The organism is Ensifer sp. Root127 (assembly GCF_001425225.1).
Classification (GTDB): domain Bacteria; phylum Pseudomonadota; class Alphaproteobacteria; order Rhizobiales; family Rhizobiaceae; genus Ensifer; species Ensifer canadensis.
Genome location: NZ_LMDX01000044.1, coordinates 60,389 through 79,508, shown reverse-complemented (window position 1 = coordinate 79,508; position 19,120 = coordinate 60,389). Strand labels below are relative to the sequence as shown.

The window sequence follows — 19,120 nt, the reverse complement described above, 5'->3', positions numbered from 1 at the left end:
CTACGGCTCACTTTCGTCGTTCGTTGTTACTGGATGCCTTTGTCGGTCACCAAGCCGTTCCGCTGTGGGTCACTCTACTGGGATTTGCTGCCCCGCTTATTGCATTAGCCGGATCGGCGGTCGGTTACGTCGTTAAACTTTACCAGGGTGCTGCGGCCCGTAAGAGAGATCAGTTTTTTGAGCTGATGGCTTTCATAGACAGCCACGACAGACCGATTGCCACGAAGGTTGCTGCCGTCTACCGACTGCGCGACTTCCCGAAAGATAGAAATTTCATAGTCCGCTTTTGCCGAACGCAACGTGAAAACATTCAGGGCAGTGCGGCACAATCCTTAAGGGAGGAGATGGACGCAACAGCGCTCTTTTTCCAAAACAACTCGGACCCAATCTAGCTTTGATAGATTCACCCTTGGCTCGCTGCCCATTGGGCTACGAACAGTTTGACTAGACCGATCGCGATACTCAGTTCACCATCGTGATACCCAGCTAGCAAAATCGGCAAAGCCAAAGACCTCCGCTGCGTCTCCCAATTCAACGCAGCAGCGTTTGAAGGTGCTCGAAGCGAAACTGTTCTGTAAGCGTTGCGGACATCGCTTCCACAAGCGCTTCGCAGTCGCCTAAACGTTGCGTTGAGTGCCGCTAAATTGCAGGCAATGGGAGAGGCAATTGCAGTTCGAATACACCGATCCGCAGGGTCGTGTCCCCACAGGTGGTGTAGCTCGGCGGTAGCGAAGCCGCTCGCGAGCGCGCCCTCAACAGCGCCGTAGTGAGCGGGCGGCGGAGCGGTGGTCATCGATGTTCTCCGGTAGGGTCGGGTTGCTGACACCAACCTGATTCGAAGGAACCACCGATGACCGACGACATGATGAACCTGCGTGCGCTCGTGGAGAAGTCCCCCGACGCCGATCTTTTGCGCGAGATGATCGGTTTTGCCGCCGAGCGGCTGATGGAGCTGGAGGTGGGCGCCGCCACCGGTGCCGGCTATGGCGAGAAGAACCCGCTGCGGACGGCCCAACGCAACGGCTACCGCGAGCGGGATTGGGAGACGCGCGCCGGAACCGTCGAGCTGCGCATTCCGAAGCTCAGGAAGGGCTCTTACTTTCCGGGCTTCCTGGAGCCGCGGCGCATGGCCGAGAAGGCGCTGACGGCGGTCATCCAGGAAGCCTATGTGCAGGGAATCTCGACCCGCTCGGTCGACGATCTGGTCAAGGCCATGGGCATGAGTGGCATCTCCAAGAGCCAGGTCAGCCGGCTGTGCGAGGAGATCGACGGCAAGGTCAAGGCCTTCCTCGAAATATCCTCCGCCGTGGCCGGTGCTGCAATCGAAATTGTCAACGTGGATCGCCTCAAGGAGATGAACGTTGTCAACGGGGGAAATTCGGATGTCTCCTTGAGCGTCCAGGCTCGTAACAAAATGCTTTATGTGCTCGGAGAGAGAGATTCCCTCTACGGACATCACAAGGTATTGTTCTGCTATATCAAAGGCACTGGATTTGTGTTCTTCGGCCTGATTGAGGCCCAAGGCCGTGAAGCGGAGTTAATGCAGTTTGAGGCAGTCGAGTTAGTCGTCAATGGAGAGAAGCTTGCCATCGATATTTCGGACAGAGCGATGCGTTTTGTCTCGGGGCGATATGTTGCAATCAACTGTCGGCTGTCTCACGAAGAAGCGCGCTTGATCGCATACTCTGACAGTTTTGGGGTCATGGTCCGCGCTTCGCGTGAGGCGCCGGTGTTCCTTGGGATTTTTGCGATGTCGACCGAGGGCGGCAGAGAACAGCTTGAAACGTTTTTCGGCGCACTGTCCGTGGAGCAATAGGAACAATTGTTGGGGACCTAGGCGATGTTGGCGGCAACTGTCATCAACAACGGTTTTGCCATCGCGAAAATACCAGGTTTGGCGGCTTTCTGAGAACTCAACCTGAGCGCCCGCGCTGCACGCCCTCTCCATAACGTCCGGCAACACAATCTTCACCCTATCGCTTCTCACCCATGACTATGCCGATGGTGCAGGTCCGGATAATGCGGGTGCTTATGCCGCATCGGTTCGTGGCGGTGCCAGTGGGAATGCGGTTCGGTGACCGGGCCGTCGTGGCTGTGGGTGTGATGTTCGTCGTGGATATGGGCGTGTTCGTGCTCGAGCGCCTCGTGGGTGTGTTCGTGGTCGTGGCGCTCTGCCAGGTGCATCCAGAGGCCAAAGGCCATCAGCAGGCCGGCTGAGAGGAATTGCAGGGTGATCGTGTCGCGGAAGAGGGCGATCGAGAGGAGGGCGCCGATGAAGGGGGCGAGCGAGAAGTAGGCGCCAGTGCGCGCCGTGCCGAGATGGCGCAGGCCGAGCATGAAGAAGACGAGGCTGATGCCGATGCCGAGGAAGCCGACGAGGGCGGCGGCAGCGGTGAGGCCGACGGACGGCAGCGAAGCGCCGAGCGACAGGGCAAGCGCGAGGTTGGTGGCGCCCGCCGCCAAACCCTTGATCATCGCGATCTGGACGGGATCAGCCGACGAGAGCTTTCGCGTCAGATTGTTGTCGATGCCCCAGGCAAGGCAGGCGCCCGCGATCAGCAGGCTGCCGCGGTCGAGGCTCAGGCCCGCACCGTTCCACGACAGGAGAACCGCGCCGCATAAAATTGCGGCTGCGCCCAGGAGCAGGCGGCGATCGACATTCTCGCGAAACACCAGCCAGGCAATCGCCATTGTCGCCAGTCCCTCGAGGTTGAGGAGCAGCGATCCGGAGGCGGCCGTGGTCTGGGATAGGCCGAACATCAACAGTAGCGGGCCGAGCACGCCGCCGAACAGGATGACTGACATCAGCCAGGGAATATCGGCGCGCGCCAGCGGCGCTTCGACGCCATCGAGCCCGACCAGGGCGCGGGCGCGGTGGACGATCGCCAGGCCAATCCCGGCGCCGAGATAAAGCATGCCGGCGAGCAGCCAGGGATCGACGGAACCGAGCAGAAGTTTTGAAAGCGGCGTCGAGGCGCCGAAGAGAACTGCGGACCCCAGGGCGAGGGGAACGCCGGGCCAGAGGTGGGAATGATCGCTCGACATCGGAAACTTCCTGGCATCGGATGGGCATCGGCCATGAGGCGGCCGGTGCGGTCCATCCAAGCAGCAAAGTCATGCCAGGGGAAGTCTTTGTTCGTGCCGACAATGGGAAGGGAGATTTCTCCACCAGGACATCGGCCGTTAAAGTTTCAAGGAGACCGGCCGGCTCTGCCTGACGCGGAGAATAGCGCCGGCCGACTGCGCAACGGTCAGGCCGCGATCATGGCGATCGCCGTACTTAGGTTCGCCCGCCGCCTTGCCGCCAAGAGTGCGGCTATCAGGGAGATCTGGAGAAAAGCGCCAAACTGGCCGTGCGGATGAACGTTGGGCAGATCGAGGTCGATCTCGCCGGTACGTCGGCCGCGGTCTCGAAGCTCTGGGGGTGCCTGAACCGGTCGTAGCCAATGGCTGCCCGCCCAGGTTGCTGCTGCCAATTCAGCCTCCTGCTGTCAGCGCGGAACGCTGGCGGGCCGACCATTGCCGTTGTAGGCTAAACGCAACTTTGAATATATGAGCGATTCGGCGAATATTCGAAACTCCGTGCTGGCCCGTTTTCCGCTATCTTGGCCGCGTGTATGCTGATCAGTCTGCCGGCCCAGTCTCAGGCCCTCACGGATGATCTGACCACGGGAACGCTGACCGGCACCTGTGAGAGCCTCATCGTTGCAGGTGAAGACTGGACGAGCCAATGTGACGGCATGCTGGTACAATCGGTTTATCCAGACGGCCGATCCGGTTTCACGGTTTTCCTCAAGTCCGGCGTTGCAGTGACTTTCCGAGGACGCGAGGCCGAGAAGCCCGACCCGGACAGTCAGTTGCAGAGCGTCAACAGGATCGTTGTGGACCCCGGTAAGGAAGCGGCTGAATTCGAGATGAAGGAAGTGGCTGGCGGATGCGGTTACACCAACCCCTTCAAGGGCGAGGCCATGACGGTATGCGAGGCCACCGATATCGGCAAAAGCCAGTACGCTCTGCAGTTCAGGTCCGACGGAAAGCCGCCGCAGATGGAGCGCGATCGGAGTGACCAGGACGAGGCGAAGCGCGAAAGCTCTGAGCAAAAATTTCAGGTGGGCAGTTGGACTGGAGACCCATTGGATGGGGGACGAAAAGGCTGTCTGATGTCGAAAAACGTCGACCGAAAGATCGCGCTCATCCTGTATGCCGACCGTAATCAGGCGTTTCACCTCAGCCTCTTCAACAACAGCTGGAATCTCACCGAGAAGAGCGCATCCGCGGGTGACTTGAGGATCGGCGGCAAGGCGTTTGCACTACGCGAAGTCGATATCCGCACGCCTCATCTCCTGACTGTTCACGTCGGCGCTGACAGGGACGCGTTGCAATCGGCGTTAGCGCAAAGCGCTGAACTGACGTTTCAATCGGCCGGCGCTGCGCAAACCAGGGTCGATCTCGCGGGAGCCGATGAGGCCATCAAGGCGCTCAATGCCTGCGTGAAGTGAAACGCCGTGTTTGCCGGCCACGGACATCAGGTTTTCGCGGTGAGGAGTTCGAGGCGAAGACCGTCGCCTCGTGTGGCTGCCAACGCGTGGAGGGTGAGCAGGGACATCATGGCTGGCTCCATCGTTTGATCGAGCACTCTTGCCCCTCAGCGTCGGGCAAGCCACCCGGTTTCCTGCCCGGTGGAAATCGAGACGGCGCGCTTTAGCGATGGATGGACGAGGTGATCGTGCTGTAGTCGGGCAGGGTGATGTCGGCAATTTCTGCCGCCCGATATTGGGACAGGGCCACATTCATGAAGGCGATCACTGCCAGAGAGAAGGCCAGAACGGTGATGGAAACGCCGAAACCGGTCTTGATCATGTCCGTATCCTCCAAGCCTTGTGTTTGCTGTTGAGAGACTGTCAAACCGTGGCATGGAGACTATCCTGTGGCGTCGAATGCGCTGTTCCCCGGGTAACACGCCGTATGGTTACCGAATTATGAACGGAAAAATCGGTGCCAATCCTGGCGAGGAGCGTCGAGAATGCTCAGGCTTGCCGGATTTCGACGCTATCTCCCGGCGCCAGCGCCCGGTGCTGGACGATGGCTCGCCGATCCTCGGAGAAGCGGAAGGCAGCCCGCTCTACATCCTGGTGAAGGAGGGGGAGCGCTGGATGATCGCCATCGGCCAGAACACCAAGATCCAGACGGAGGCGATCATGACGCAGCAGAAGGAGATCAGCGCCAGCGACGCAAAGTAGCCGTTGGTGTTGGCGCCGTCCGTTCGGTTGTAAGCTGAGGTTGCGCGATCGGAGAGCGGCGCGGAGCTGGCCGCCGGCACCAGGCGCAGTCAGACGCTCGGCGCCGGGTCGATCTCGATGAGAAACACCTCGCACGGTGCCGGCGCCTTCACCGTGGCCGCAACCGGCCCCTCGAGGATCACCGCATCGCCGACGGAAAGCGCAAGCGTCTGGCCGTTACCATCCAGCTCCACCGCGCCGCGATGGCAAAAGACCATGGTGGTGGTAGCCTCGCTCGCCAGCGAATGCTCGCCGTCGATCGCCAGCCGGCGCACCTGATGGATGAGCTTGCGCCGGCGGGTCATGACATTGAGGTCGACGATCGTGCCGTTAATCAGGCTGGCCGATGTGGCGACGTCGGCGGGGAAGGCAAGGGGCGCATCCGCCTCCGTCAATCGGGCCGGGTCGCGGCCTTCGATCAAGAGCGTCATGCCGTTGCCTTTAAGGATCGACAGCGTGCGGTCGATGCCGGGAAAAGCAGAGAAGGGGCCATCGCTTGCGACGGTCGCCATGCTCACCCGCCAGTCAAACTCCGAAAGCGATGCGCCTTCCGGAAAGACTGATATCTCGATGGTTTCGCCGCCGCCGTTTTTCCAGGGCATGCGCTTGTGGCCGGAGGCGGGCAGGAGCTTCATGGCGTCTCTTCCTGAATGACGAGCCGCATGCGGTCGAAATCCTCGTTCATCGGCCGGTCGTCTGCATAGACGGGAACGACGGCGCGGATGCGCTGGTAGAGCGCCTCGGTGCGTTTCGCCTTGGCCGTTGCGCGGGGCTGCAGGTCATAGGCCTGTGCGGCCGCGAGCAGCTCGATTGCAAGAATGCGCTCGAGGTTGTCGACGATTTCAAGCGCCTTCCATGCGGCGGGCGTGGCGTGCGTCAGGATATCCTCCTGCAGCGCCGAGGTGATGCCACCATCAAGGCTGGCGGGGGCTGCTAGGCGACGGTTCTCCGCGGCAAGGGCAGCCGCCGTATACTGGGCGATCATGTAGCCGGAGGAAACACCACTGTCGCCGGCGAGAAAGGCGGGCAGGCCACTGACGAGCGGGTTCACCAGCCGGTCGATGCGACGCTCAGATATCGCGGCAACTTCGGCAACGGCGACCGCGAGACTGTCCATGGCGAGACCGAGTGCTGCTCCAACCGCATGAGCCTGCGAATGCACCTCCGGCGCCTCCGGCGTGCCTGAAACGGCCGGGTTGTCGGTGAGGCTTGCCAGCTCCCGGTTCACCACCTCGGCCACATGGTCGAAGGCGTCGCGGGCGGCGCCATGCACATGCGGCACGGCGCGCAGGCTCAAGGGATCCTGTGTGCGCGTGCCGGCGCTTGCCGCCAGCATTGGGCTATCCTCCAGAAGGTCGCGCAGCGTCTTGCCGACCGCCTGCAGTCCGGACGAGTGCCGTAGCGCCAGCGGGCCGGCGGCAAAGGCATTGGCCTGGCTGCCGAGGTTTTCATAGGTCAGCGCCGATGCGGCATCCGCCCAGGCGAAGAGTTTTTGTGCGCGCGACAGCGCCAGCGCGGCAAGGCCGGTGGCGCAGGGCGTGCCGTTGACGAGGCTCAAGCCCTCCTTGGCCTGCAACTGCAGGGGCTGGAGCTCGAGCCGACGCAAGGCTTCGGCACCGCTGACTGTTGCCTTGCCGTCGTTTGCCGAGCCATGGCCGATCAGCACGAGGCCGATCGACGCGGCATGGGAGAGGTAGCCGACAGAGCCACGCGACGGAATATTGGGGATGAGGCCCGCATTGAGCAGCGCCAGAAGTGCCTCGACCGTCTCGATGCGGACGCCGGAATAGCCATGGGCGAAATTGGCGATCTGGGCAGCCATCACCGCCCGTGCCTCGGTTCGCCCGAGCGGCTCACCGACGCCGCAGGCATGGCTGAGGATGATGTTGCGCGACAGCGCCTGCTGGTTTTCCCGGTCGATGATGACATCGCAAAGCGCACCGACACCTGTGTTGATGCCGTAGCCGCGGATGCCGCGATCGACCAGCGCCTCGACCACGGCGCGGGCCTTGACGATGCGCTGGCGAGCGGCCGCGGAAAGCGTCAGCCGAGCGCCATCTGCGACCGCGGCGATCTCGACCCAGGTTGCAGGTCCATCAAGCGTGACGGTTTCAGTCATGAGTTTCTGGCCTTCCCTGGCGGCGCTGGACGAACCGGGCGACATAGTCGTTGGCGGGCTTGTCGAGAATATCGTCAGGCGTTCCCACCTGCACCACCTGGCCGTCCTTCAGGATGGCGATTTCCGAGCCGATGCGCAAAGCCTCGTCGAGATCGTGAGTGATGAAGACGATGGTCTTCGACAGGTTCTGCTGCAGCTGCAGCAACTGGTCCTGCATGTCGGCGCGGATCAGCGGATCGAGCGCCGAGAAGGCTTCGTCCATCAGGATGACATCGGTATCGGCGGCAAGCGCCCGGGCAAGGCCGACGCGCTGTTTCATGCCGCCCGAAAGCTGATGCGGGAACTTGGCGTCGTAGCCGGAAAGCCCGACGGTCTCGATCCATTTCATGCCGATGTCGCGGCTGTCGGCCTTGGAAAGGCCGCGCACCCGCTGGCCGTAGACGACGTTCTGCAGCACGGTGCGGTGCGGCATCAGGGCAAAGCTCTGGAACACCATGCTGACGCGGTGCATGCGGAAGGTGCGAAGCGCCTTGGCGTCGAGCTCGAGGATGTTGCTGCCGTCGAAGACCACCTGGCCGCTGGTCGGTTCGATCAGCCGGTTGATGTGGCGCACAAGCGTCGACTTGCCCGATCCGGACAGGCCCATGATGACGAAGATCTTGCCGGCACCGATCGTCAGGCTGACGTCGTTGAGGCCGACGCTGCAGCCGGAGCGGGCGAGAATCTCAGATTTGTCGAGGCCGTCCTTGGCCATGGCGAGTGCCGCCTTGGCGTCCTGGCCGAAGATCTTGTAGACGTTGCGGATCTCGATATCAGCCATTGCGGGGATCCTCCGTCCGGCTCTTGCCGAAACCTTGCGTGATGCGGTCGAGTACGATTGCCAGAATGACGATGCCGATGCCGGCTTCCAGGCCCTTGCCGACGTCAAGCGTCTGGATGCCGTTCAGCACCTGCTCGCCGAGGCCGCGCGCGCCGATCATCGAGGCGACGACCACCATCGACAGCGCCATCATGATTGTCTGGTTGAGGCCGGCCATGATCGTCGGGGTTGCCAGCGGCAGTTCGACGCCGAAGAGGATCTGGTTGGGGCTGCCGCCGAAGGCCGTTGCCGCTTCGACCACCTCGTGGTCGACCTGGCGAATGCCGAGGTCGGTGAGGCGGATCAGTGGCGGCACGGCATAGATGATGGTGGCGAGGATCGCCGGCACCTTGCCGAGGCCGAAGAGCATCAGCGCCGGGATCAGATAGACGAAGCTCGGCATGGTCTGCATCACGTCGAGCACCGGCAGCGTGATGTTGCGCACCAGCCGGCTCTTGGCGACGAGAATGCCCATGGGAACTCCGATGGCCACAGACACCAGCGTCGCCATCAGCATCAGCGCCAGCGTCTGCATGGTAAGATCCCAGAGGCCGAGCACGCCGACGAAGAACAGGAGCGCGCCGACGGCGACCGTCAGCGTCCAGCGCTTGGAGCTTTGCCAGGCAAGCGCCATGAAGGCGAGGATGACGACCCACCAGGGCAGGCCGCGCAGGATCCATTCGATGAACAGCACGGCTTTCAGGATCACCGCGCTGATCGCCTTGAAGACCCAGCCATAGCTGCTGACCAGCGTCTGGATGAACTCGTTCACCGGCGCGCGGATGGAGAGATTGAGGGAATCCGGAAACATCGGATGTCGTTCCTTGCTCGGGCCATGACGGACGCAATGCCGCCGCCGATGGCGCTTGCCTCGGGGTGTCGAAGGGTGGGGCCGGCGCGGGTCCGATGGGACCGCCCTGTCTCAGACAGAGGTGAGGCGCATCAGACCCGCGTCGGCCGACCGAACGGACTTTACTTCAGGCTGGCTTCGATCTTGCCGCGGGCCTCGTCGGAGACCCACTTGCCCCAGATGTCGCCCTTGGTCTTCAGGAACTCGGCCGCTGCCGCCACTGCATCGACCTTCTGGTCGGTCATGTAGGCAAGGCTGCCGTTGACGTCTTCCAGAGGGAAGGTCGCCTTTTCGAGGATGGCGATGATCTCGGGGGCTTCCTGGGCGAAGGTGCTGTTGACGCCGTAGGAGACATCGACGGACGGGAAGGCGCAGCCCTGGTCGCGCTTGCCGGTGGCGCTCGAAAGCTCCTTCCAGCAGGCTTCGTTGTAGGCCGGCTCTTCAAGCTGGACGAGCTTGAACTTGCCCATGATCGCGGTCGGCGACCAGTAGTAGAACAGGATCGGCTCGCCCTGCAGATAGGCCGAAGTGATTGCGGAATCGAGCGCCGTGCCGGTGCCGGGACGGAAGTTCACATAGGTCTCGCCGAGCTTGTAGGCATCGAGCTTGGCGGTGCTGACACCCTCGCAGGTCCAGCCGGACGGGCAATTGAGGAAGCGGCCCTTGGACGGCTCCTCCGGATCGGCGAAGAGTTCGACGATCTTGGCATCGGAAAGCTGCGAGACGCTCTTCAGGTCCGGCGCTTTGGCCTCGATGTTGCGGCTGGCATCGCCCTTGATGACGTATTCCGGCACGAACCAGCCTTCGCTGGCGCCGACGAAGGTCTTGCCGATGGCCACGACCTTCTTTTCCTCGACAGCCTTGTTCCAGATGTCGGAGCGGCCGAGCCATTCCTCGGCGAAGATCTGGACGTCGTTGTTGGCGGTCGCCTGTTCGAGCGTCACCGAATTGCCGGGGATCGAATCCACCTGGCAGTCGTAGCCCTTCGACAGGATGGTTTTCATCACCTCGGTGATGAACGCGCCGCTTTCCCAGTCGATGCCGGCGAAGGTAACGGTCTTGCCGTCGCCGCAATAGGAGGCGCTGGCGTTGCCGGCAGAAGCGGCAAGCACGAGGCCGGTGGCGGCGAGGGTGAGTTTCAGTTTGCTGATCGACATGCGCATTCCCCTTTTTTTGATAGTCGCTTCGATTGCTACTTCAGTTTCATAAGCACCCGCGCGAAAGCACGGTCGATGTCTTCCTCCCGATCATGGCGTCCGTTGCGGATCTTCCACTGTCCCGCGACCATGACGTCGCGGACGGTCTCGCCGCCGAGCGCAAACAGCCAGCGGTCGAGGGTCTGATTGCCGCTTGCGGCGGCGATGTACGGATTGGAGCCGTCGAGCACGACGAAATCGGCGCGGGCACCGACTGCAATGCCGGCAGCCTTATGGCCGACAGCCTGGGCGCCACCCTTGAGGGCCGCATCGAAAATGGTGTGGCCGACCGATGCGCCCGGGCCGGCGGCGAGCCGGTTGCGACGCCGGTCGCGCAGGCGCTGGCCGTATTCCAGCAACCGCAGTTCTTCGGCGACGCTGGTTGCCACATGGCTGTCGGTGCCGATGCCGAGGCGTCCGCCTTCGGCGATGTAGTCGACGGCTGGAAAGATGCCGTCGCCAAGATTGGCTTCCGTTGCCGGGCAAAGGCCGGCGACCGCGCCCGACCGTGCCAGCCGCTGTCTTTCCTCGTCGGTCAGATGGGTCGCGTGGATCAAGCACCAGCGCTCGTCGACGGGCATTTCGTTGAGCAACCACTGAACAGGGCGGCGACCGCTCCAGGCAAGGCTGTCTTCGACTTCCTTGGTCTGTTCGGCGACGTGAATATGGATCGGTCCGTTGACGGGTGCACGTTCGAGGATCGTGCGCATCTCTTCCGGGGTCGCGGCGCGCAGTGAATGGATGGCGTAGCCGAGCGTCTGGCCATTGTCGCGGCAGATCGGCGCCAGGCGTTCCAGGAGTGCGAGGAAACGATCGGGGTCATGCAGGAAGGGGCGCTGGCCGACGTTCGGGGCGACGCCGCCGAAATTGGCATGAGCGTAGAAGACCGGCAGATGGGTGAGGCCGATGCCGGTCGATTGCGCGGCAGCGAGAATGCGCAGCGACATCTCGGCCGTGTCGGAATAGGGCGTGCCGTCGGCGGTGTGGTGCAGGTAATGGAATTCGGCAACGTGGCCGAAGCCGCCCTTCAGCATCTCCATGTAGAGCTTGGCGGCGATCGCCTCGACGTCGTCGGGGTTCACCAGTCCGACCGTGCGGTACATTTCTTCCCGCCAGGTCCAGAAACTGTCGTTGCCGCTGCCGGCGACCTCGGCGAGGCCCGCCATGGCGCGCTGGAAGGCGTGGGAATGCAGATTGGCGACGGCTGGAATGAGCGGTCCGGCAACGCGTTCGTCGCCGTCGGCGATCGTCTGATCGGTCTCAATGGAGGCGATCCCGCCTGACGCATCGAGCGCAATGGCGACATTCTGCGCCCAGCCTGTCGGCAGAAGCGCATGGTCGGCGAAGAGCCGGTTGACGGGAAAAGTTGCCATGTTGCGATTTTCCTGTACGTAGTTGTATATGGAACTATAGATATTTTACGGTGGCGCGCAAGCGCGAAATGAACGAAAAGAATCATTGCCGGATACGCATGATTTGTTTGCTTTCCGGAAAGGGCGGGAAAAATGCCGATAACGGCACTCAGGCGAAGGATCGAAATGGCCGCATTCGAGGACGGACCGGTGCCACGCTACGAGGCGGTGAAGCAGTTCATCCGCACCCGCATCGACAGCGGGGAATGGCCGGCACATCATCGTATTCCTTCCGAAAACGAGATCGTCGCCGATCTCGGCGTCAGCCGCATGACCGCGAACCGGGCGCTGCGGGAGCTGGCGACCGAGGGCGCGATCACCCGCGTTCAGGGGGTAGGGTCGTTCGTCGCGGCACACAAGGGCAGCACGGCGCTCTTGGAAGTGCGCAACATCGCCGACGAGATCCGCGAGCGCGGCCACGCCCATACTTCGCGCATGACGCTGATGCAGGAGGAGGTAGCACCTTCGGAAATCGGCTATGCGCTCGGGCTTGTTACCGGCGCACGAGTTTTCCATTCGATCATGGTGCATTCGGAAAACGGCCTGCCGATTCAGATCGAGGACCGGTTCGTCAACCCGGCCATCTGCCCGAAATACATGGAGCAGGATTTCCGCGACATGACGCCGAACGCCTATCTGACGGCGGTGGCACCGATCACCCGCACCGAACAGATCGTCGAGGCGGTGTCGCCGCAGCCATGGGAATGCAAGCTGCTCGGCATCGACCGCAACGAGCCTTGTCTTATGATCCGGCGTCGCACCTGGTCCGACACCGCCAATGTGACGACGGCGCGCCTGCTCTATCCCGGGACGCGCTATCGCCTTGAAGGTGTGTCGCAATAGTCAGGAGACCCGTTCGGTCGATTCGGAAGTCGGCATGATGCCGGATGTGATGGAGGCGACACTATGGTTGAAGACGCGCTGAAGCTTCGCACGCAATTGCCAAGGCCCGATGTGACGCCCGAGGACGCTGCGCGCATTCTTTCGGAGCATTTCGGCCTTTCCGGCACCCTGACCGAACTGGGCAGCCAGCAGGATCGCAACTACCGGATCGACACCGGCGAGGCACTTTTCGTCCTGAAGATCTGCCGAGCGGCCTACGATCCGCTGGAACTGCAAGCCCAGAACGCCGCCTTGTTGCATCTCGCCCGTCAGACCGGCTCGGTGCGGGTGCCGCAGGTCATGCGCGCGCTCGATGGCAACGACATCGTCGATGTGACGGTGCGCGGCGAGGACTATCGCGTTCGCCTGTTGACCTATCTCGATGGCGTGCCGTTGACGCGGCGCAAACATCTGACAGCGGAAACCGTGGCCGCGCTCGGCGACATTGCCGGGCGGCTGGCGGTGGCACTCAGCGATTTCGATCATCCGGGCCTCGACCGCGAGCTGCAATGGGATCTACGCCACGCCGCACCGGTCGCCTTGCACCTGCTTTCCGCCATGACCGACGAGGGCCTGAAGAAGCGCATCGCCGAGGCGATGGTCGGGGCCATGCGCCGGCTGCAGCCGCTGACGGCCGATCTGCGCCTCCAGGCGATCCACCATGATGTGACTGACGACAATGTCGTCGGCCAACCGGATGCGGCCGGCCGGCCGATCCCGGATGGCGTCATCGATTTCGGCGATATTCTGAAGGGCTGGCTCGTCGCAGAGCTCGCCGTCACATGCGCTTCGCTGCTGCATCATGCCGATGGCGATCCTCTCTTCGTTCTGCCGGCCATCAGGGCCTTTCACGCGGTTTGCCCGCTTGAGGAAAACGAGCTGAAGGCATTGTGGCCGCTGATCGTTGCGCGTGCCGCGGTTCTGATCGCCAGTTCCGAGCAGCAGCTCACCATCGATCCTGAGAACGCCTATGTGCAGGGCAACGCGGCCCATGAGCGCGAGATCTTCGACGTTGCCGTCTCCGTACCGCCGGCCATGATGCAATACGCGATCCTGCGTGCCGTCGATGCGGTACCGGAGGCGACGATGCCGGTGGTGGGTGAGGGATTGCTCGTCGACATCGAGCCTGCCGGCGTGCGCCAGATCGATCTTTCCATCTTGAGCCCGCTGCTTCCCGAGGAGCGCTGGCAGCACGAGGCGCTGCCGGCCTCGTTGCTGCAGACGGCGGCGCACGCGATCGGGATGGCGTCGACCCGGTATGGCGAGTACCGGATGACCGAGAGCGCGCTTCGGGCGTCCGCGCCGATGCCGACCTTCGCCCTGCATGTCGATCTCTGCCTGCCGACCGGGACTGTCGTCAGGGCACCCTTTGCCGGCCGACCCGAATGGCATGACGGGCGGATGGTCCTGAACGGTGGGGCGGTCGTTCTCCATCTCTCCGGTCTCGAACCGTCCGAGGATACGGAAGAGACGGTTGCTGCCGGCACGCCGATCGGCACGGTGGTCGAGGCCGGCCATGGGCTTGGCCTGATCCGGGTGCAGCTCTGCCGCGAACCGGGACTGAACCCGCCGCTGTTTGTCCCGGCCCATCAGGCGGATGCGTGGCGCATGCTCTGCCCGTCACCATCAGGCATCCTCGGTTTCGACTGCGATGCGCCGAGACCGCATTCGACCGACCTGCTTGACCGCCGCAAGCGGCACTTCGCCAGGCAGCAGAAAAACTACTATCGCAATCCACCGCAGATCGAACGCGGCTGGAAGGAACATCTGTTCGACGTCGAGGGCAGGGCCTATCTCGACATGGTCAACAACGTCACCATCCTCGGCCACGGACATCCGCGGCTGGCGGCAGCGGTCGGCCGGCAATGGTCGCTGCTCAATACGAATTCGCGTTTCCATTATGCTTCGGTCGCCGAGTTTTCCGCGCGGCTTGCAGCACTCGCGCCCGATGGCCTCGACACGGTGTTCCTGGTCAACAGCGGCTCGGAAGCGAACGATCTCGCCTTGCGGCTCGCCTGGGCCTTTTCCGGCCAGCGCAACATCGTCAGTCTGCTCGAGGCCTATCACGGCTGGACGGTGGCGAGCGACGCGGTCTCGACCTCGATCGCTGACAACCCGCAGGCGCTTGAGACCCGCCCTGACTGGGTGCATGCCGTGGTGGCGCCAAACACCTATCGAGGCCCGTTCCGCGGCGCCGGCACGACCGACAATTACGTCCGGTCGGTTGCGACCAAGCTGCGCGAACTGGAGGACGGGGGGCAAGGCCTTGCCGGCTTCATCTGTGAGCCGGTCTATGGCAACGCCGGCGGCATTCCCTTGCCGAAAGGCTATCTCGACGCCGTCTATGCCATGGTTCGCCAGCGCGGTGGTGTCTGCATCGCAGACGAGGTGCAGGTCGGTTACGGCAGGCTCGGGGACTATTTCTGGGGTTTCGAGGAACAGGGCGTCGTGCCCGATATCATCACCATCGCCAAGGGCATGGGCAACGGCCATCCGCTCGGCGCCGTCATCACGCGGCGTGAGATTGCCGACGCCCTGGAGAAGGAAGGTTATTTCTTCTCGTCATCAGGCGGCAGTCCGGTGAGTTCCATCGTCGGTCAGACGGTGCTCGATCTTCTCGAAGAGGAGAAATTGCAGGACAACGCGCGCGTCGTCGGCGGCTACCTCAAGACGAGGCTCGAAGCGCTGGAGCAGCGGTTTCCGCTGGTCGGCGCCGTGCACGGCATGGGGCTTTATCTCGGTGTCGAGTTCGTCCGCGATCGCGAAACGCTGGAGCCCGCGACAGAAGAGACCGCGGCCATCTGCGATCGCCTTCTTGAGTTTGGCGTCATCATGCAGCCGACCGGCGACCACCTGAACGTCTTGAAGATCAAGCCGCCGCTCTGCCTCAGCCGGGAAAGCGCCGACTTTTTTGCCGACATGCTCACGCGTGTTCTTGACGAGGGTTGGTAGACGCGGGTCCCACCGACGGCAGACGCCGGTAGGACTGCCTCACCAGCCGGCGAATTCTGAAAGCACCGCGTCTGAAACCCGGCCGGCTACGACATCGCCAAAGGCGCGGTCGAGAATGTCGAGCGCCTGGTCGATGTCCGCGTCCGAGATCGTCAGCGGCGGGGTCATCTCCAAAACGTTCGAATTCATGCCGACATAATAGACGACGAGGCCGAGCTCATAGGCGCGGTAGATCAGCTTGGCCGTTTCTCTTGCTGCCGGTGAACGGCTGTCGCGGTCGGCAATCAGCTCCACGCCGCAGGCAAGGCCGCGTCCGCGCACATCGCCGATCAGCGTGTGACGCCCGGAAAGCTGCCGCAGGCCCTGGCGCAAACGTTCGCCCTTTCGGTGGGCAGCTTCGGCCAGTCCCTCGCGCTCGATGGTTTCGAGCACGGCAAGGCCGGCAGCTGTCGACACCGGGTTGCCATGTAGCGTCTGCATCGCAAAGGCCGTGGCGCAATCCATGATCTCGGCCGGGCCGATCGCTGCCGAAAGCGGCAGGCCGCCGCCGAGCCCTTTGCCGACCGTCAGGATATCGGGCACAAAATCCTCATGCTCGAAGCAGTGCATCCTGCCGCTGCGGCCGAGCCCGACCTTGACTTCGTCGCAGACGACGAGGATGCCGTGCCGTTGGCAGAGATCGGCAAATTTTTCGAAGAACCCCATCGGCGGCACGATCAGCCCGCCGTCGGACTGGATCGGCTCGATGAAGGCGCAGCCGATCCGCTCCGGCGGTGCCGAGGTCGCAAACTGCTGTTTCAGGAGGTCGAGGATTGCCTCGCCTGTAACGTCGCCTTGATAAGGCCGGTAGGGATCGGGGTAGGGCAGCAGGATCAGCCCCTCCGCCTTGGTCGCACCCGCCTGGACGCTGTGGCCGGAAAAGGCCATCGAGCCGGTGGTGCAGCCGTGATAGGCGCCAATGAAAGAGATGACGCCGGTGCGGCCGGTGGTTTTGGCGATCGCCCGGAAGACTGCTTCGTTGGCGTCGGAGCCGGAATGGCCGAACCACACCTTGTTGCGTCCCTTGCCGGGGAAAAGGCCGAGCAGTTTTTCCGCAAGGGCGGTCGCCGGTGCGTTGGCGGCGGAGAGAACGCTTGCGCCCGCCGGGTTGGCAACAGCCCGCGACACGGCCTCGACCAGGGCGGGATGGCCATAACCAAGGCTTGCAGCTCCCCAGGCGCCGGAAAGGTCGATCAGCTCGCGGCCGTTCTCCTCGACGAGACGTACACCCTTGCCGCCGGCGATGGCGAGCGGAAAGAAGCGCAGCTTCTGCAGGTTGGCAATCGCGTGTCCGTCCCTGGCGTAAAGGCCTTCGGTCACGGGCGGCACTCCCTGAGGCTCGTCTGGAGACAACGGGTCAGCCGCTCACCCCACGCCTTTACGCCCGCGTCGGTATCGATCAGGTCATGCCTGACTTCGATCAGCACGCCCGGCAGCTGGCGCGCGTCGGCATGCACCGGCACCGTATAATCCTCGTCCGGGTGGATGTTGTAGGGCTCGTTGTCGCCGATCGTCAGTTGCTCTTCCGAACTCAGGTCCCGGATCAGCGACTGCGCGAAAGCCTCGGCATCGCGATAGAGAATGCCCGCCTGCCACGGGCGCTGATTGCCGAAATAGACGGGGGTGAAACTGTGCACGCCAACGACAAACGGCCGTTCACCCCTTGTCTGCAGTAGATCAAGGCGCCGGGAAACGGCATCGGCGAAGGGCCTGAACAGCGTATCGATCCGCTGCTGTCGCTCCATCTCGCTCAGATCCCGGTTGGCCGGGATCTCCGTCGTTTCGCTCACTTCCGGAATGAAGGACGGCGCCGAAAGCGGACGGTTGCAGTCGATCACCAACCTTGAATAGTTGGTGAAGAACAACGGCGCGTCGAGGCTGAGGCTTAGATGCTGGGCGAGTGCCAAGGCCCCGATGTCCCAGGCGATATGGCGCTGGCGCTCGTGTTCGGGCAATCCCATGTCACCGAGTGCACGCGGCATGCGGTTGGACGCATGCTCGCACAAAAGCAGGAACGGCGATTTGCCGTCCGGGTTAAACACCGCATAGGGCGGCGGCTCGTCGATCGCCAGAAGCGGCTGGCGGGCGTCGTGCCTGCCGCGTCGGTCGTCGGGGCTCTTGATGGCCGTTGTCGAAGTCATGGGAGCCTATCCGTATCAGTAGACGGCCGCGTAGCGGGCGCAGAGTTCGTCGGGGGAGAGGCCGTCGACGATCTCGATTTCCTTGCGCTTCATCGCGACGTAGCAACCGAGGAAGTCCTTGGCGAACCAGCCGGTCACCACCTTGTCTTCGGCAAGCGTTTCGAGCGCTTCCGGCAGGCTTGCAGGCAGGCGGCGGATGCCGAGCTTCTTCTGGTCCGCGTCGGAAAAATCGGACGGGTCCGAGTTGATCAGCGGCGGCTGTTCGAGGCCAGCCCGGATACCTTCGAGGCCGGCCTTGAGCAGGACGGCCAGCGACAGATGCGGGCTCGCGCAGGCGTCGGCGGCGCGGTACTCCATGTTGAACTGCTTGGCCGGATTGCTGCCGGGCAGATCCAGCGTCGGGCAGATGCGGAGCGTCGCCTCGCGGTTCTTTTCGCCAAGGCAGGTATAGGCAGCGCTCCAATGGTGCGGAACGAGCCGCATGTAGGAGAGCACCGACGGGGCGGTGAAGGCGGTCAGCGCCGGGAGGTGGCGGATAACGCCGGCGGCGAAAGACCCGGCGACCTTCGACAGGCGACCCGGGCGCGACGCGTCGAAGGTGACAGGATTGCCGTCAAGATCGGTGAAGCTGACATGTAGGTGCACGCCGTTGCCCACGCCGTTGGCGCTCGTCTTCGGTGCGAAGCTTGCGTTCCAGCCGAAGAGGGCGGCCACTTCCTTGGTGATGGCGCGGATCGTGGCGCCACGGTCGGCAGCGGTCAGCGCATCCGCCGGGCGGCAGGTGATCTCGAACTGGTCCTTGCCATATTCGGGCAGGAACATTTCCGGCTCGGCGCCCGCCTCCTGCAGTGCCGTCATCAACAGCGGGCCGAAGGGTTCGGCACGGCGTTGCGCGCGCAGGCCGAAGGACGGCGCGTCGGGCCAGTCGACGCCGAGAAGCTGGAACTCCTGCTCGACGGCGGAGATGACTTTCAGCCCGGCCTCGCGCTCGAATTCCTCAAGCGTGCGCTTGAGCAAGCTGCGAACGCAGCACTCCCACGGGTCGCCTTTGAGGTCGGTGATATCGGAGTGATAGAAATGCAGCGGGGTGACGTCGGGCAGGCAGGTGACGCGCGCCTTGCTGGCGGGGTCGGCCATCAGCCTGAGGTCGCCGGCCGAGCCCCAGGGATTGTTTTCGGCGATCTGGTCGAAGGGTGTCAGCGCCAGATTGGCAGGCACCCAGCCGACGCCCTTGCGCAGATAGTCGTCGATCTGTGCAGCGGCAAAGCTGCGGCCGCGGGTGATGCCGGCGATGTCGGTGGTGACGAAGGTCGCGAGTTCCGTCAGTGCGGAATGAGCCTTGCCGTTGTTGGTCTCGGTCATGAATTCCCCTCTTGTCTCAAGATCTTCGG

Annotated in this window: 16 protein-coding genes and 1 pseudogene; 5 read left to right on the top strand and 12 right to left on the bottom strand. The window is 63.1% G+C overall.

Annotated features, from left to right (window positions below; translation table 11 throughout):
* Positions 1–850: 850 nt before the first annotated feature.
* Positions 851–1,291: pseudogene (locus ASD03_RS30070) on the top strand (transposase); the annotation flags it as partial.
* Positions 1,292–1,983: 692 nt separating this feature from the next.
* Here the strand turns inward: ASD03_RS30070 and ASD03_RS30065 are convergent.
* Both ASD03_RS30065 and ASD03_RS39475 read right to left on the bottom strand, forming a co-directional pair.
* Entirely contained in the window at positions 1,984–3,045 is a 1,062-nt protein-coding gene (locus ASD03_RS30065) for a DMT family transporter (RefSeq protein ID WP_057217905.1), read from the bottom strand.
* Positions 3,046–3,251: 206 nt separating this feature from the next.
* The gene (locus ASD03_RS39475; RefSeq protein ID WP_146160922.1) at positions 3,252–3,476 is read right to left on the bottom strand and encodes a hypothetical protein; all 225 of its coding nucleotides are present in this window, start codon (positions 3,474–3,476) and stop codon (positions 3,252–3,254) included.
* Between the two features lie 141 nt (positions 3,477–3,617).
* Here ASD03_RS39475 and ASD03_RS30060 point away from each other — a divergent pair, with 141 nt between their 5' ends.
* Complete coding sequence (locus tag ASD03_RS30060) at positions 3,618–4,499, top strand: hypothetical protein (protein ID WP_113567688.1); 882 nt, start codon at positions 3,618–3,620, stop codon at positions 4,497–4,499.
* A 202-nt stretch (positions 4,500–4,701) separates the two neighbouring features.
* Here the strand turns inward: ASD03_RS30060 and ASD03_RS39470 are convergent, their stop codons facing one another.
* The gene (locus tag ASD03_RS39470) at positions 4,702–4,860 is read right to left on the bottom strand and encodes a hypothetical protein (protein ID WP_156408099.1); all 159 of its coding nucleotides are present in this window, start codon (positions 4,858–4,860) and stop codon (positions 4,702–4,704) included.
* A gap of 119 nt (positions 4,861–4,979) precedes the next feature.
* Between ASD03_RS39470 and ASD03_RS30055 the strand changes: the two genes are divergently transcribed.
* Entirely contained in the window at positions 4,980–5,240 is a 261-nt protein-coding gene (locus ASD03_RS30055; protein ID WP_146160921.1) for a hypothetical protein, read from the top strand.
* An 89-nt stretch (positions 5,241–5,329) separates the two neighbouring features.
* Here ASD03_RS30055 and ASD03_RS30050 read toward each other — a convergent pair whose 3' ends face one another.
* The 6 genes from ASD03_RS30050 to hutF all read right to left on the bottom strand — a co-directional run bounded on the left by ASD03_RS30050 (position 5,330) and on the right by hutF (position 11,676).
* On the bottom strand, positions 5,330–5,914 hold the full coding sequence (locus ASD03_RS30050; RefSeq protein WP_057217900.1) for a HutD family protein: 585 nt from the start codon (positions 5,912–5,914) through the stop codon (positions 5,330–5,332).
* A complete protein-coding gene (gene hutH / locus ASD03_RS30045; protein WP_057217899.1) occupies positions 5,911–7,398 on the bottom strand; it encodes a histidine ammonia-lyase in 1,488 nt (495 codons plus the stop codon). The genes ASD03_RS30050 and hutH overlap by 4 nt, the downstream gene beginning before the upstream one ends.
* The gene (locus ASD03_RS30040; protein WP_025424694.1) at positions 7,391–8,218 is read right to left on the bottom strand and encodes a betaine/proline/choline family ABC transporter ATP-binding protein; all 828 of its coding nucleotides are present in this window, start codon (positions 8,216–8,218) and stop codon (positions 7,391–7,393) included. The genes hutH and ASD03_RS30040 overlap by 8 nt, the downstream gene beginning before the upstream one ends.
* The gene (locus ASD03_RS30035; RefSeq protein WP_053249722.1) at positions 8,211–9,068 is read right to left on the bottom strand and encodes a proline/glycine betaine ABC transporter permease; all 858 of its coding nucleotides are present in this window, start codon (positions 9,066–9,068) and stop codon (positions 8,211–8,213) included. Before ASD03_RS30035 ends, ASD03_RS30040 begins: the two co-directional genes overlap by 8 nt.
* Before the next feature lie 161 nt (positions 9,069–9,229).
* Positions 9,230–10,264: an ABC transporter substrate-binding protein gene (locus ASD03_RS30030; RefSeq protein ID WP_057206637.1), complete on the bottom strand. Its 1,035-nt coding sequence runs from the start codon at positions 10,262–10,264 to the stop codon at positions 9,230–9,232.
* A 35-nt stretch (positions 10,265–10,299) separates the two neighbouring features.
* Positions 10,300–11,676: a formimidoylglutamate deiminase gene (gene hutF / locus ASD03_RS30025; RefSeq protein ID WP_057217898.1), complete on the bottom strand. Its 1,377-nt coding sequence runs from the start codon at positions 11,674–11,676 to the stop codon at positions 10,300–10,302.
* 138 nt (positions 11,677–11,814) lie between these two features.
* On the opposite strand from hutF, the gene hutC reads away from it, so the two are divergent.
* A complete protein-coding gene (hutC, locus tag ASD03_RS30020) occupies positions 11,815–12,558 on the top strand; it encodes a histidine utilization repressor (protein WP_025424690.1) in 744 nt (247 codons plus the stop codon).
* Between the two features lie 63 nt (positions 12,559–12,621).
* Positions 12,622–15,549, top strand: coding sequence for an aminotransferase (locus ASD03_RS30015; protein ID WP_038575667.1), 2,928 nt, complete (start codon positions 12,622–12,624; stop codon positions 15,547–15,549).
* A gap of 39 nt (positions 15,550–15,588) precedes the next feature.
* Here ASD03_RS30015 and ASD03_RS30010 read toward each other — a convergent pair whose 3' ends face one another.
* The 3 genes from ASD03_RS30010 to ASD03_RS30000 are packed head-to-tail and all read right to left on the bottom strand — an operon-like array spanning position 15,589 to position 19,091.
* The gene (locus ASD03_RS30010) at positions 15,589–16,908 is read right to left on the bottom strand and encodes an aspartate aminotransferase family protein (protein ID WP_025424688.1); all 1,320 of its coding nucleotides are present in this window, start codon (positions 16,906–16,908) and stop codon (positions 15,589–15,591) included.
* Positions 16,905–17,729 (bottom strand): N-formylglutamate amidohydrolase, encoded by an 825-nt coding sequence (locus ASD03_RS30005; protein ID WP_082557443.1) that lies wholly within the window; start codon positions 17,727–17,729, stop codon positions 16,905–16,907. Before ASD03_RS30005 ends, ASD03_RS30010 begins: the two co-directional genes overlap by 4 nt.
* 15 nt (positions 17,730–17,744) lie before the next feature.
* Positions 17,745–19,091, bottom strand: a complete 1,347-nt coding sequence (locus ASD03_RS30000) for a glutamine synthetase family protein (RefSeq protein WP_057217897.1) — start codon at positions 19,089–19,091, stop codon at positions 17,745–17,747.
* Positions 19,092–19,120 lie beyond the last annotated feature (29 nt).

Coding starts and splice junctions, on each gene's coding strand:
- ASD03_RS30015 (WP_038575667.1), top strand. CDS start 12,622: ATGGTTGAAGACGCGCTGAAGCTTCGCACGCAATTGCCAAGGCCCGAT.
- hutH (WP_057217899.1), bottom strand. CDS start 7,398: ATGACTGAAACCGTCACGCTTGATGGACCTGCAACCTGGGTCGAGATC.
- ASD03_RS30040 (WP_025424694.1), bottom strand. CDS start 8,218: ATGGCTGATATCGAGATCCGCAACGTCTACAAGATCTTCGGCCAGGAC.
- ASD03_RS30065 (WP_057217905.1), bottom strand. CDS start 3,045: ATGTCGAGCGATCATTCCCACCTCTGGCCCGGCGTTCCCCTCGCCCTG.
- ASD03_RS30035 (WP_053249722.1), bottom strand. CDS start 9,068: ATGTTTCCGGATTCCCTCAATCTCTCCATCCGCGCGCCGGTGAACGAG.
- ASD03_RS30050 (WP_057217900.1), bottom strand. CDS start 5,914: ATGAAGCTCCTGCCCGCCTCCGGCCACAAGCGCATGCCCTGGAAAAAC.
- ASD03_RS30055 (WP_146160921.1), top strand. CDS start 4,980: ATGAACGGAAAAATCGGTGCCAATCCTGGCGAGGAGCGTCGAGAATGC.
- ASD03_RS30030 (WP_057206637.1), bottom strand. CDS start 10,264: ATGTCGATCAGCAAACTGAAACTCACCCTCGCCGCCACCGGCCTCGTG.
- ASD03_RS39470 (WP_156408099.1), bottom strand. CDS start 4,860: ATGATCAAGACCGGTTTCGGCGTTTCCATCACCGTTCTGGCCTTCTCT.
- ASD03_RS30060 (WP_113567688.1), top strand. CDS start 3,618: ATGCTGATCAGTCTGCCGGCCCAGTCTCAGGCCCTCACGGATGATCTG.
- ASD03_RS30005 (WP_082557443.1), bottom strand. CDS start 17,729: ATGACTTCGACAACGGCCATCAAGAGCCCCGACGACCGACGCGGCAGG.
- ASD03_RS30000 (WP_057217897.1), bottom strand. CDS start 19,091: ATGACCGAGACCAACAACGGCAAGGCTCATTCCGCACTGACGGAACTC.
- hutF (WP_057217898.1), bottom strand. CDS start 11,676: ATGGCAACTTTTCCCGTCAACCGGCTCTTCGCCGACCATGCGCTTCTG.